Origin of the sequence: Rathayibacter sp. VKM Ac-2929, from assembly GCF_022815495.1 — a bacterium.
Classification (GTDB): domain Bacteria; phylum Actinomycetota; class Actinomycetes; order Actinomycetales; family Microbacteriaceae; genus Rathayibacter; species Rathayibacter festucae.
Genome location: NZ_JALGRV010000003.1, coordinates 587,472 through 600,279 on the forward strand (window position 1 = coordinate 587,472; position 12,808 = coordinate 600,279).

Below are 12,808 nucleotides of genomic sequence, written 5' to 3' on the forward strand. Positions count from 1 at the left end.
GCCCTCGATGACGTTGGTCGAAGTGGAGCCCGGTGTGGCAGTGCTCTTCGCCGACAAAGCCCCCACTGATCTCGACTTCTTCCCTTTCGAGATGATGAGCGAGCCGAAGAGGCAGGAGCTCGTCGACAAGCTCGGCATCGGGGTCGGAGCGGCGAACACCATTGCGCAGGGCGTTCAAGGAGCGATGTCAGCGCAGGGTCTGGTGCGTCTGGCGCCCGAGACGCTGGCGGCGTTGAAGTCAGCGCAGCCCATGGTCTCGGGTGGCTGGAACCTCGGATCGATCGTCAGCAACGGGAAGATCGTCTCCTCGGTGCGCTGGGCGCCGGCCGTCGGAGCGCAGAGTGCCACCGTGCTCTCCTCTCTCGGACCCGCCGCTGCTCTGCTGGCCCTTCAGCTGCAGCTGGCGTCGATCTCCCGTCGGGTCGACGAGAACATCGCGCTGACCCGCGACGTCCTGATGGCGTTGCACGGCGATCAGTGGGCCACGCTCCTCGGGCTGCACGAGACGACGATGCGCGCGGCTCGGGAGGCGCAGATGGCGGGCATCGTCAACGACCACATCTTCGCCGCCGTCGCGACGCGGGAAGCCGACCTGCGGAAGCAGCGTCACCTCTTCTCGAGCTTCGTGCAGCGCCACGTCGCCGCCCTCGACACCGATGCGAAGACCCGCCGCACCTACCTCCAGCGGAACATCGAGCCGATCCTCGCCGACGCTCACGGGCTGCTGATGGCAGAGGGCTCCTGGTACCGCTCGCAGGTCCTGCGCGCCGGTCGGATCAGCCACGACACCGCGAACTCGGTCGAGAACGAGCGGCTCCTCGCCGGCCTGGTCGAGGAGACGGAGCGGGAGCACACGAAGGCGATGGACGACATCGCGCGGCTCCTCGGCGACCTCGAGCGCCAATGCCGCCTGCTCGTCGAACTGCCGGGTGAGCCGAGCATCCCGTTCACCGCGAAGCGCCGGAGCATCCGCGAGGCCGTCGCGATGTCGGGCGCCCTGGCGGAGCGCGTCGCCGAGATCCGGAATCGTCCGTGGTCGAAGCCCGCTGCGCTCGAGCCCGCCGTCGTCGCGTTCAACGGCGACGCTCCTGCGGAGGTCCTGCGCATCCTGAGCCTGGTGCTGCCGGAGGGCAGCGAGCTGCTGGCCCTCGCGGACGTCAACCTCGAGCGCCTCGTCGGAGCGAACGCCTACCTCGGAATCACTCGCGATCGCGTGTTCGTGTCAGAGCAGGGCGCGCTGCGCAAGCAGGGGGTCGTCGAGCGCGACTTCCCGCTCGACGACATCCGGTACGTGCGTTTCACGGAGCGGGCCGGCCAGAGCCCGGTGCTCGACGTCATCACGAAGGCCGAGAACATCAGGCTCACCTTCGATGGGTGGGCGTCGAAGCAGGACGGATTGGAGCGCGCTCGTCGGCTCGGGAATCTGCTTGCTGCGGCGATGGACCTTCCGGACGGGGAGCGGCGGACGGATCCGCTGCTGGAGCACAGCTCGGGCGGGAAGCACGCGATCGCGGGCTGACCGAGGTCGCCATTGACGCGCATCTGCGTGGGGTGCGTCCGTTCTAGAAACAAACGATCCGTGCAATCGCACGGTCGCCGGCAGCGTCTTCCGCAAACGCACTCGAGAGGTCCCCTCCATGGACAAGTACACCGTCGCCCAGCACTCGGTGGGCAACGTGCTCAACTGGGTAGAGACCGGCAAGATCGCGATCCCCGAGATCCAGCGGCCGTTCGTCTGGTCGAGCACGAAGGTGCGCGACCTCATCGACTCGCTCTACCAGGGCTACCCGGTCGGCTATCTGATCACGTGGCAGAACACTGCTGTGCGATTGAAGGACGGCTCGCTGTCCGGCTCGAAGCAGATCCTGATCGACGGCCAGCAGCGGGTGACGGCTCTGACGACGGCGCTCGCCGGCGGGTCGATCGTGACGAAGGACTACAAGAAGACGCGGATGCAGATCGCGTTCAACCCGCTGACGGAGAGCTTCGAGACCTACACCCCCGTCCTCCGGAACAACCCGGAGTGGCTGCCCGACATCGCCGCGGTGATGAAGCCCGAGAACCTCTTCGGACTCGTGCGCGAGTACCTCGAGAAGAACCCCGACGCCGACCGGTCGATCGTGGAGACGAACTTCTCGAAGCTGATGAATGTGCGGACCCGCCAGGTCGGCATCATCGATCTCGCGGAGAACCTCGACATCGAGACCGTCACCGAGATCTTCGTGCGGATCAACTCGAGCGGAGCGCGGCTCACCCCCGCCGACTTCGCGATGAGCAAGATCGCCTCCTACGGCGAGTACGGAGCGCAGCTGCGCAAGTTTATCGACTACTTCTCGCACCTCGCGGTCGCGCCGCACTTCCACGAGATCATCCGGGAGAACGACCCGTCCTTCGCCGAGACCGACTACTTCTCGAAGATCAGCTGGCTAAAGGACGACGCCAGCGACCTCTACGACCCGACCTATCAGGACGTGCTGCGCGTCGCGGGCCTCATCGAGTTCGATCGCGGCCGGATGGTCGCGATGGTGAGCTACCTCTCGGGGCGCGACTTCGAGACGAAGAAGTTCGACGACGCGATCGCCCAGGAGTCGTTCGAGCGGCTCGAGCGCGCGCTTTACCGCATCACCAACCGGTACCGGTTCACCCAGTTCCTGATGACGCTCAGTTCGGCCGGATTCATCTCGCCGTCGCTGATCACCTCGCGTAACGCCGTGAACTTCGCTTACGCGCTGTTCCTGAGGCTCTCGGACGAGGGCGACCTGTCGACGCCGGAGATCCAGCGGATCGTGCGGCGCTGGTTCGTGATGTCTATGCTGCTCGGCCGCCACTCCGGCAGCTTCGAGACGACCTGGGAGCTCGACCTGCGGCGCCTCCGCGAGATGGGTGCTCAGGCGTACCTCGAGTCGATCGAGCGCAGCGCTCTTTCGGAGGCGTACTGGACGGAAGGCCTTCCTCTGGACCTGGTCACCTCCAGCAGCCGGAGCCCCTACTTCGTCGTCTACCTCGCGGCGATGGTGAAGCGCGGGGCGCGCGGCTTCCTCTCGAACCACGTCGGCGCCTCCGACATGCTCGGCGACTCGGGCATGGGCGACATCCACCACCTATTCCCGAAGGCGTACCTGCAGGCGAGCGGCGTCAACGACCGCTCCGACCACAACCAGATCGCCAACTACGTCCTCGCCGAGACGCCGGTCAACATCCGGATCGGCAAGCTCGCGCCCGCCGAGTACGGAGCGCGGGTGCGCGCACAGATCGAGGCCGGGACCCCGGACATCGGCGACATCACGACCGAGGAGGAGATGCTCGCCAACTTCCGCTCATCGGGCGTGCCCGAGAGCCTCCTCGGCGCCGTCGCGGCCGACTACCCGGCGTTCCTCATCGAGCGCCGCAAGCAGATGGCAGCCCTGCTGCGGGACTACTACTTCTCCCTCTGACAAGGTGATCGACTCGGGAGCTGGGCACATGGAAAAGCAAGCAGGTCGGGCCGTCGAGCGTACTCACTTCGATGCGAATCTGATCAGACGAGCTAGTGCGAGAGAATTCGGCGGACAAATCGACTGGTATTGGGCCGTGCCGGACATGGTCAGATCGCTCGCCGCGCCAGGAAGCGTGTTGCGCGTCCCCGCCTTACCGCGCTTCGGTGATGAGCACAGCCAGTCACTCGGATATTGGGGAGCTCTACATTACCTCGTGATGTATCGCCTCGGTTGGGCGCACCCGCATCGTGGATTTCAATGGTGGTACGACAACGGGAAGCCGACGGAAGATTCGACGCTCGCCCTCATTAAGGATGTTTGGGACGAGGATGGGGCTTTGGATGTCTACGTCGCTTGGCTCGTAAACCGCCAGCCTGTTCTCGGGCTCTTGGACGCTGAGAGTGGATCCGCGGCGACATCTAATGGCGAGAACCTCTCGGCCAGATGGTCGGAGTGGCTTGCGCTACGGAAACGCGAGGGCGACAACTTCGAGAACTTCGGCCCGGACGGAGATGGACTCCATCTGACACGTTCGCTAGTCGAAAGGGGGAACGGTGATCCGAGCGCAGTCATCATGCAATCGGACCCCTCTCAACGACGGGCGGTTCTGGTCTCGTCAGCGATGGACTCCTGGTATCACGATTTGATCCGCGTGGGTAATCGCCTCCCGGTCAAGGGTGTCGCTTCATGGAAAGTCGATGTCTTCGTCAAGCCGGTCGGATATCTGGGTACCTTCCGTAGATCGTTATCGACCGACCTCTGGTTCACTGGTCGTCATCGCATTCACCAGTTGGGCAACTGATTGAAAGAGCAGGTTGTGGTGCATCGAGTCTTGCGAGGTGCAGTGAGCTGCCTCGTTGCTAGGAGCCGCCCTGCGACCTCGCCTGCGCTTCCACCGAGGCGACGGCTCGCGAGCATCAAAAGGCGACTGACTCGCCCAAGAAGGCTCGTTCTCCGGGTGGGGAACGAGCCTTCTCGGGCGAGTGAGCGGCCGGGTGGGCGGCTAGCGGCAGGCCGTCAGGCTCGCCACTCCGTCCGAGAGGGTGCCGGTTCCGCCGAGCAGCACGACGCTGGTGGCGCCGAGGCTCTTGATGTCGTCGAGGACGGGCTGGGGGACGCAGTCGGGCTTCACCGTGTAGAGCGGGTTGCGGGTGAAGCCGGCGGCGGCCGCTCCGGAGAGGGCGTCGGGGAACTTCTCGCCGGTGGCGAGGTAGACCGTCGACGCGGCCGTGAAGGCGGCGCGGTTCAGCTGCACCGAGGTGTCGTAGCGGTCGACGCCGCCGATGCGGATCGGCGTGATGCGGAACGAGTTCTCGATGCCGGTGCTGACCGAGAGCGGGTCGCCCGCGATGGTCAGCTTCTTGACGCCGAGGCCCTGCACCAGGGAGCGGGTGGTGTCGTCGACGGCGCTGAGTCCGCCGTTCACCAGGAGGACGGGCGCCCGGACCGAGCCGGCCGCGGCGGCCGCGGCGAGGGCGTCGGGGAACTTCTCACCGGTGGCGAGCCACGCCTGCGAGGAGCCCTTCGGGAACGCGGCTTCGACGAGCTTCGCCGCGGTGTCGTAGCGGTCGACGCCGCCGATGCGCTGGACCTCGCCGGTCTTCGCGTAGGCGGCGAGCTCGGTCACGAGGCGGTCGCTGACGCTCAGGTTCGAGCCGACGACGACGATCTTGCTCGGCTTGAGGCGGCGCAGCTCGTCGCGGACCGGCTGCGACATCGAGTCCTGGTCGACCAGCAGCAGCGGGCCGTTCTGCTTCGCGGCGGCGGGTGCCGCGGCGAGGGCGTCGGGGAAGTTGCCGCCGGTGGCGATGAAGACGACCGGCACGTTCGCCTTGAACGTCGCGGCCGAGACCTTCGCGGCGGTGTCCTGACGGTCGACGCCGGCGATGCGGGTGACGACCACGGGGCCACCGGGCGTGGGAGTCGCGGTCGGCGTGGCGGTCGGAGTCGCCGTGGGCGTGGCGGTGGGGGTCGCGGTCGGCGTGGCGGTCGGAGTCGCCGTCGGAGTGGCCGTGGGCGTCGCGGTCGGCGTGGCCGTCGGGGTGCCGGTGGCGGTCGGGGTCGGCGTGGGCGTCGACCCGTCGTCGCAGGACGCGGCGGTGACGTCGTAGCTGTACTGCACGTTGGCCGAGCTGCCGGCCCAGACCACGAGGCGGTCGCCCGTCTTGACGGGCACCGGGGCGAAGGCGAAGGGTCCGCCGGTGGCCGGGACGGTCGTCTGGGTGGCGGTCGTGCCGTTGACGGCCAGTCCGAGGTTCGTGGCCCCCGTGCCGGCGACCGGGCCGCCGGTGTCGCCGGCGACGACGGCGCTGACGGGAGCGCCGTCGGTGCAGGTGACGTCCGTCGAGGCGGTCGGGGCGGCGGCGGCGCTGAGGGCGGGCGTGAGGCCGACGGTGCCGGCGATCACCGCGGCGGCGATCAGGGCGACCCGTGAGCGGCGCGGGGCCCTCACAGTGCCACCACCGCGGCGGTCGGCGTGCAGGAGAGGTGGAGCGATGACGACATCGTGTCGCCTTTCTCGAGAGGGCGGATCGGGCCGCTCCGGTCCCTCGTCGCGATCCCTCCTCCCTCGCGGCCGCGGCGTCGCGGGCGGGGTGTCGGGGTCGACAGGGGAACGGATCGGTGCTCGAAAGCTAGCGAGACGGCCACCGCCTCGGCAATGGGCACCGGCAGAGGGTCCCCCTGTTGGGGGGCGTCAGGCCCTCACCCGATCCGCCCCCGGCCCCTCACCCCTGCCCGGCCGCGAAGCGCCGCACCACGGGCCGCTCCACCACGCTCACCAGCGCGTACAGCGCGACGGCGACCGCGACGACGACCACCGTCTCCGACCACAGCGCGCTGAAGCGCGAGGCCGCGTAGTCGCGGACGAGCATGCTGCCGAGACCCTCGCCGGTCGCGAGCCACTCCGCCAGCGTCGCACCGGCGAAGGCGCCCGGGACGGCGATGCGGGCCGAGGCGAAGATCGCGGGGAGGGCGTAGAGCAGGCGGACCTTGCGGGTCACCATCGCGGTCGAGCCGCCCATCGAGACGACGAGGTCGCAGGCGAGGACCGGCGCGGCGCGCAGGGCGGCGGCGACGCTCACGAGCGTCGGGAAGAAGGTCACCAGCGAGACGATCACCGTCACGCCGAGCAGCCCGCGCCCGAAGACCAGGGCGAGCAGCGGGGTCATCGCGACCAGCGGGATCGAGCGCATGACCACGGCGGCGGGCAGCACCGTGCGCTCGACCCAGCGCGACAGCACGATCCCCACCGCGACGAGGCAGGCCAGCGCGGTGCCGATGACGTAGCCGACCCCGGCGTCGCGGAGCGTGATCGCCAGGCCGTCGAGGACGAGCCCGCGATTCTCGGCGGCGTCGGGATCCGCGAAGAGGTAGGTCAGCACGTCCAGCGGCGTCTTCGCGAAGTACGGCGACAGGTCGAACGCCAGGATCGCGCCCCACCAGACCGCGACGACCACGGCGATCGAGCCGAGCAGCCCGAGGAGCGCCGTCACGGCGCTCAGGCCGCCGCGCAGTCCCGACGCGGTCGCGATGCTCTGGCCGACCGCGGTCGAGACGTCGCGCGAGACCCACGGAGTGGCGGCGCGGCCGATCAGTCCCGCCGCGAAGTAGACGAGCCCGGCCAGCGCCGACATCGTCAGCGCGACCGCCCAGGTCCGCGGCACCTGGAACGACGACTGCGCCTGCACCAGCATCACGCCGAGGCCGCGGGAGGCGCCGAGGTACTCGCCGAGGATGGTGCCGAGGATCGCGGCGGGCGCGGCGATCTGCAGGCCGGCGAAGAGGCCGGGGAGCATCGCCGTCAGCCGAGCCTTCCGCAGCACCACGCGGTCCGAGCCGCCCATCGAGCGGACGAGGTCGACCGTCGCGCCGTTCACCGAGCGCAGGCCCAGCAGGCAGGACACGAGCGTGGTGAACAGCACCGACAGCCCGGCCAGGATCTGCTTGGGCATGTCTCCGGGGAAGACCACGACCAGGATCGGCGTGATCGCCACCAGCGGCACGCAGAAGCTCATCACGGCGATCCGGAGCAGCACCCGCTCGGTCCACGGGACCTGGACGAACAGGATCGCGGCGAGCACGGCGACCGCGTTGCCGACGACGTAGCCGATGCCCGCGTTCGCGAGGGTCGCGCCGACGTTCATCGGCAGCACGGACAGGTCGTCGACGAACGCCGCCACCACGGCCCACGGCGTCGGGACGACGCGCAGGGGAGCGGCGACGAGGGCGACGAGCCACCACAGCGCGATCAGCCCGAGGATCGGGACCACGCGGCCGGCGAGGCCGCGCGGCCGACGGCGGATCAGCACGGCGCTGGTGCGGGTGCTCGGCTGCTCCGGCGGGGCGAGCGCCGTCACCGCGGCACTCCCGCCGCGATCGTCTCGCCGAACAGGCCGCGGGAGAGCCGGTCGCAGTAGGCGTGGAACTCCGGTGTCTGCTGCAGCTCCGCGGTGCGCGGGCGCGGCAGGTCGATGTCGACGATCTCGACGATCCGGCCCGGTCGCGCCGCCATCAGTACGACGCGGTCGGCCAGGAACACGGCCTCGCTGATGCTGTGGGTCACGAGCAGCGTCGTGGTGGCGCGCTCGGTCCAGATCCGCTGCAGCTCGAGGTTCAGCCGGTGCCGGGTGACCTCGTCGAGGGCGCCGAACGGCTCGTCGAGCAGCAGCGCGTCCGGCTCCATGGCCAGCGCGCGGGCGAGGGACACCCGCTGGCGCATGCCGCCCGAGAGCTGCGCGGGCTTGGCCTTCTCGAAGCCGGTCAGGCCGACCAGCTCGATCAGCGCGGCGATCGCGGCGCGGTCGGTGCGCCGCCCCGACACCTCGTAGGCGAGCGCGATGTTGGACGCGGCGCTGCGCCAGGGCAGCAGCGCCGAGTCCTGGAACGCCACTCCGACGCGGTGGTCGATCCGGGCGCGCTCCGGGTCGGCGCCGTGCAGCTGCGCGACGCCCCCGCTCACGCCCTCGAGACCGGCGAAGATCCGCAGGAGCGTCGACTTGCCGCAGCCCGAGGGCCCCAGGAGGGCGGTGAACTCGCCCTCCCGGGTCTCCAGGTCGACGCCGTCGAGCGCGCGCACCGTGCCGCGGCCGACGTCGAACTCCTTGACGACGCCCGCGGCGGAGAGGCCGAGGGTCACGCCTTCCACTCCCCGGCGGCGCGGAGGCGGAGGATCTCATCCTTCAGCGCGCTGTCGCGGCCCGCGACCTCGTTGACCAGCTCCGAGCCGCCGCCGTCGCCCCAGAAGTCGTCGACAGAGCGGCCGGCGAGCTGGCCGCGCCGGGTGTGCACGTCGAGCGCGTACTCCGGGATCTCGAACGGCTTCTCGGACGCGTTGATGAGGTGCATGGTCAGGTTCGCGAGCTCGTCCGAGGTGCGGTCCTTGGTGCGCTCGGAGAGAAAGCGGATCGCGTGGGTCGCGAAGAGCCAGCGGTCGCCGAACGAGCGGTCGAGGCGCTGGTGCATCAGGTAGAGGCTGTTGACGACGACGGGCTCGGAGTAGCTGCCGTCGCCGACGTCCTCGCAGGAGACGACGTTGAGGCGGGCCCACATCATCTCCTCGAGGTCGGCGCTGGACTCGAACATCTCGCGGCCGACGAGCAGCGCGAGCTGGGTGTCGCCGCGGCGGATCGACTTCTGCAGGGTCGAGATGAGCTCGTCGGCGGGGTAGCCGCGGACGGAGGTGACGCGGGTCCAGGGGTCTTCGGAGAAGTGCACGGGCATGGGAGGTCTCGCTTTCAGGAGGAGCGTGTCGGTGGAGAAGGCAGGGCGCGGCGTCAGCCGGCGTGGATCTCGTCGAGGATCGAGGTGTCGAAGAGCGAGTCGAGGTCGCCCTCGACGCCCTGGCCCTCGAGGGTCGCGATGTTCGCGGCGATGCCGTCGGGGCTCATCGTGAGGAGGCCGTTCTGCTCGGTCTCGGCGGTCTGCACGAGCGGGACGAACGCCTCCGCGGCGAGCTTCTGCTGCTCGAGGTCGAGGTTCTGGCTCTTGCCGGGTCCGTCGACGACGTAGGCGGCCGCGTCGTCGGGGTCGGCGAGCGCGGTGGTCCAGCCGGCGATGGTGCCCTCGACGACGGCCTTCACGGCGGCGCGCTGCGTCTCGTCGGCGAGCGCCTCCTCCGTGGTGAAGAGCACGTTGCCCCACGCCTCGTAGCCGTAGTCGCTCAGCGGGAAGGCGACGGTGTCGATGCCCTGCAGCTCGAGGGTGACCGGCTGGTTGTTGAGGAAGGAGACGAACGCGTCGCAGTCGCCCGCGACGAGCGGCGACGGGTCGAAGTCGGCCGTCACGTACTCGACGTCCGAGGGCTCGATGTCGTTGGCGGTGAGGATGCCGTCCATGATCGAGACGCCCGAGGTCTGGATGCACAGGCGCGAGCCGACCAGGTCGTCGAGCGTGTTCACGGGCGATGAGGCGAGCGACATGATGCTCATCGGGTTGACCTGGAGGGTCGCGCCGACGATGACCAGCGGCGCGCCCTCGTTGCGGGCACGGGCGACGACGTCGGCCGAGGAGAGGCCGACGAGCGCCTTGCCGCTGGCGACCAGCGGCTCGACGGTCGTGCTCGGACCGCCGGGCGTGATCGTGATGTCGACGCCGGCGTCGGCGTAGTCGCCGTCGCGCTCGCCGATGAACGGGCCCATGTTCTCGACGTTGGCGATCCAGCCCAGCTGGAGGGTGGCGGCCTGGGTGCCGCCGCCCTCGGACGCGGAGCTGTCGGAGCCGGCGCAGCCGGCGAGGAGGCCGACGGTGCAGGCGCCGGCGAGGAGGGCGAGGGCGGCGCGGGGAGCGCGGCGGAGCAGGGGTGCGGGCATGACGACCTTCACGGGGAGGGGAGCGCGGAGCGCTCGAGAGGAGGTGCGGGCGCGCTGGAGGCGTCCGCGACGGACCGCGGCAGGGCGCGGTCGGGAGCGCGCACGACGGAGCGGTCGGTGCGCGGAGGAGGGGTGGTGCCGGCTCAGCCCGCGGCGGGCGCGCGCGAGTTCGAGAGCCGCCAGGTGCCCAGACGCCAGGCACCGCTGAGGCGGTGCAGGGGCGTGGACTCGGGCACGGCGGGACTCCTCGGGCGGGGCGGGGCAGCGGCGGGGCAGCGGCGGGACGGCCACGGGCGACGGATCAGGGGGACCGTCTCCGAAGGACCCTATGCGGCCCCTGCGCGCCCCGACGAACCGACGACGGAAGGTTTACGCGCCCGAAACCTGGCGAAACGAGTCGGTGATCCGTCGCCGCATAGTGTCGACGGGCACGGGAAAGACGACAGGCGGGGCTCCTCGTCATCGCGACATTCCCGATCCTGCTGTCGCGATCACGGAAGAGGCACCGCCATGACCACCCCCGCCACCACCACGCCCACCGCCACGCCCACTGTCGGCGTCTACCTCGCCGGCTTCGAGGTCTTCGCACCCGACGGGCCGGCCCTCGCCGAGCGGATGCGCGCCACCTGCCGCCGCTACGGGCTCGAGCCGATCTCGCCGCTGGACAAGGGCGCCGACGCCGATCAGGCCGACGCCGACCAGGGGCCCGCGCTCGAGGGCGAGGCGCTCGCCGATCTGATCTACGCGAACAACATCGCGATGATCGAGCGCGCCGACGCGATCCTCGCCAACCTCAACCACTTCCGGGGGCCGGACCCCGACGCGGGCACCTGCTTCGAGGTCGGCTACGCGGTCGCGCGCGGCAAGGCCAGCTACGTCTACGCCTCCGACGGGGCGACCGCGGTCGAGCGCACCCGCGACTTCTTCGGACCGGTCACCCCCGACGGCGCGGGCGGCTTCACCGACGCGGACGGCTTCACGGTCGAGAACTTCGGCGCGCCGTTCAACCTGATGCTGTCCTCGTCGAGCACCGTCGTCCTCGGCGACTTCGAGGCGTGCGTCGCGCGGCTCGCGGCGGACGCGGCGGCGGGGCACCTGCTGAAGCGGGCAGCGGTCGTGAGCACCGGGGCGTGAGCGTCGGGAGCATCGCCGAGCTGCGCGCCGCGCTCGCCGTCGGGGCCGTGTCGGCCGTCGAGGTCGCCGCCGATCGGCTCGCCGCGGTCGCCGCGCAGTCGGGCACGGTCGTGGCGTGGGACGAGGAGGCGGTCCTCCGCGCCGCCGCCTCGGTCGACGAGCGCCGCCGGCGGGGGGAGCCGCTCGGGCCGCTCGCGGGCGTCCCGCTCACGGTGAAGGACTCGTTCGACGTCGCCGGGCTCGACGGCAGCGTCGGCACCGCCGAGAGCGTGCACCGCTCCATCGCGGACGCCCCGGCGGTCGCCGCGCTGCGGGCCGCCGACGCCGTGATCCTCGGCAAGACGGCGGTGCCGCCGTTCCTCGACTCGTTCGACACCGCGAGCGCGCTGCACGGCCGGGCGGTCAATCCGTGGGGCGCGCAGCTGACGGCGGGCGGCTCCTCCGGCGGGTCCGCCGCCGCGGTCGCGTCCGGCCTGTCCTGGGGCGACCTCGGCAGCGACCTGACCGGGTCGATCCGCGTGCCGGCCGCCTGGAACGGCGTCTGCGGGCACCGGCCGAGCAGCGGAGTGATCTCCAAGCGCGGGCACCTGCCCTGGCCGGTCGGCACCCGGCTCGAGCCCTCCGCGTCCGCCGCCGGGCCGATCGCCCGGAGCGCCGACGACACCGCGGCGCTCTTCGCGGCGCTCGCCGGGTCGGTCTCCTCCGGACCGTGGCGGCTCGCGCTGCCCGAGCCGCGGTTCTCCCGGCTGAGCGAGCTGACCGTGGGGCTGTGGCTCGCGGAGGAGAGCGCACCGGTCGACGACGAGACGACGGCGGCGCTCGCCGCTCTCGCCGAGCGACTGCGCGCCGCCGGCGCGACGGTGGTCGATCTCGGGCCGTCCGTGCTCGGCACCGCGGAGGCCGAGGCGCTGTTCGACCGGCTGGTCCTGCACGAGATCAGCTACCCCGGGGGCCCGGGCGCCCCGGTGGCGCAGGTGTGGGCCGACTGGGACGAGCAGCTGCGGCTGCGCGCGGAGTGGGAGCGGGCCATCGCCGGGGTGGACGTCGTGCTCGCGCCGGTGGTGCCGTTCGCGGCGCCCGCGTTCCCGCTCGCCGAGGCCGACCGCCGGGCGATCGGCCGCTGGAGCTGCCTGGCGAACCTCGCCATGGGCCCGTCGACGGTGCTCCCGATCGGTCTCGGCGCGACGTCCGGCCTGCCGCTGGCCGCGCAGCTGATCGGCGCGCACGGCGACGACCTCGCAACCCTCGGCGCGGCCCGCCTGCTGGCGGCCGAGGGCCTGGTGCCGCCGACGCTGCGGGCGCCCGAGACGGCCTGACACGCCGTCCTCCGCTCGGGACAAAGAGAAAACCCGACCCCAGAGGGGCCGGGTGGTATTCGAAAAGCATAGC

10 protein-coding genes are annotated in these 12,808 nt (G+C 70.8%); 5 read left to right on the top strand and 5 right to left on the bottom strand.

Annotation, left to right across the window (positions count from 1 at the left end):
• Positions 1-7 precede the first annotated feature (7 nt).
• From MT355_RS11850 to MT355_RS11860, 3 genes are all read left to right on the top strand, one after another.
• On the top strand, positions 8-1,519 hold the full coding sequence (locus MT355_RS11850; protein ID WP_243599680.1) for a hypothetical protein: 1,512 nt from the start codon (positions 8-10) through the stop codon (positions 1,517-1,519).
• 118 nt (positions 1,520-1,637) lie between these two features.
• Positions 1,638-3,434: a DUF262 domain-containing protein gene (locus MT355_RS11855; RefSeq protein ID WP_243599681.1), complete on the top strand. Its 1,797-nt coding sequence runs from the start codon at positions 1,638-1,640 to the stop codon at positions 3,432-3,434.
• 28 nt (positions 3,435-3,462) lie between these two features.
• Positions 3,463-4,278, top strand: coding sequence for a hypothetical protein (locus tag MT355_RS11860; protein WP_243599682.1), 816 nt, complete (start codon positions 3,463-3,465; stop codon positions 4,276-4,278).
• A 201-nt stretch (positions 4,279-4,479) separates the two neighbouring features.
• On the opposite strand, the gene MT355_RS11865 is transcribed toward MT355_RS11860, so the two are convergent.
• The 5 genes from MT355_RS11865 to MT355_RS11885 all read right to left on the bottom strand — a co-directional run bounded on the left by MT355_RS11865 (position 4,480) and on the right by MT355_RS11885 (position 10,285).
• Positions 4,480-5,928 carry a cell wall-binding repeat-containing protein gene (locus MT355_RS11865; RefSeq protein WP_243599683.1) on the bottom strand — a complete coding sequence of 483 codons (1,449 nt, stop codon included), beginning with the start codon at positions 5,926-5,928 and terminating at the stop codon, positions 4,480-4,482.
• Between the two features lie 274 nt (positions 5,929-6,202).
• Entirely contained in the window at positions 6,203-7,834 is a 1,632-nt protein-coding gene (locus MT355_RS11870; RefSeq protein WP_243599684.1) for an ABC transporter permease, read from the bottom strand.
• Positions 7,831-8,613, bottom strand: coding sequence for an ABC transporter ATP-binding protein (locus tag MT355_RS11875; RefSeq protein ID WP_243581452.1), 783 nt, complete (start codon positions 8,611-8,613; stop codon positions 7,831-7,833). The genes MT355_RS11870 and MT355_RS11875 overlap by 4 nt, the downstream gene beginning before the upstream one ends.
• On the bottom strand, positions 8,610-9,197 hold the full coding sequence (locus MT355_RS11880) for an AAA family ATPase (RefSeq protein ID WP_123444462.1): 588 nt from the start codon (positions 9,195-9,197) through the stop codon (positions 8,610-8,612). The genes MT355_RS11875 and MT355_RS11880 overlap by 4 nt, the downstream gene beginning before the upstream one ends.
• Positions 9,198-9,250: 53 nt before the next feature.
• Entirely contained in the window at positions 9,251-10,285 is a 1,035-nt protein-coding gene (locus MT355_RS11885) for an ABC transporter substrate-binding protein (protein ID WP_243599685.1), read from the bottom strand.
• 510 nt (positions 10,286-10,795) lie between these two features.
• Between MT355_RS11885 and MT355_RS11890 the strand changes: the two genes are divergently transcribed.
• Positions 10,796-11,419 carry a nucleoside 2-deoxyribosyltransferase gene (locus tag MT355_RS11890; RefSeq protein WP_243599686.1) on the top strand — a complete coding sequence of 208 codons (624 nt, stop codon included), beginning with the start codon at positions 10,796-10,798 and terminating at the stop codon, positions 11,417-11,419.
• Positions 11,416-12,735 carry an amidase family protein gene (locus tag MT355_RS11895; protein ID WP_243599687.1) on the top strand — a complete coding sequence of 440 codons (1,320 nt, stop codon included), beginning with the start codon at positions 11,416-11,418 and terminating at the stop codon, positions 12,733-12,735. The genes MT355_RS11890 and MT355_RS11895 overlap by 4 nt, the downstream gene beginning before the upstream one ends.
• Positions 12,736-12,808: the final 73 nt, after the last annotated feature.

Coding starts and splice junctions, on each gene's coding strand:
- MT355_RS11850 (WP_243599680.1), top strand. CDS start 8: ATGACGTTGGTCGAAGTGGAGCCCGGTGTGGCAGTGCTCTTCGCCGAC.
- MT355_RS11855 (WP_243599681.1), top strand. CDS start 1,638: ATGGACAAGTACACCGTCGCCCAGCACTCGGTGGGCAACGTGCTCAAC.
- MT355_RS11860 (WP_243599682.1), top strand. CDS start 3,463: ATGGAAAAGCAAGCAGGTCGGGCCGTCGAGCGTACTCACTTCGATGCG.
- MT355_RS11890 (WP_243599686.1), top strand. CDS start 10,796: ATGACCACCCCCGCCACCACCACGCCCACCGCCACGCCCACTGTCGGC.
- MT355_RS11880 (WP_123444462.1), bottom strand. CDS start 9,197: ATGCCCGTGCACTTCTCCGAAGACCCCTGGACCCGCGTCACCTCCGTC.
- MT355_RS11885 (WP_243599685.1), bottom strand. CDS start 10,285: ATGCCCGCACCCCTGCTCCGCCGCGCTCCCCGCGCCGCCCTCGCCCTC.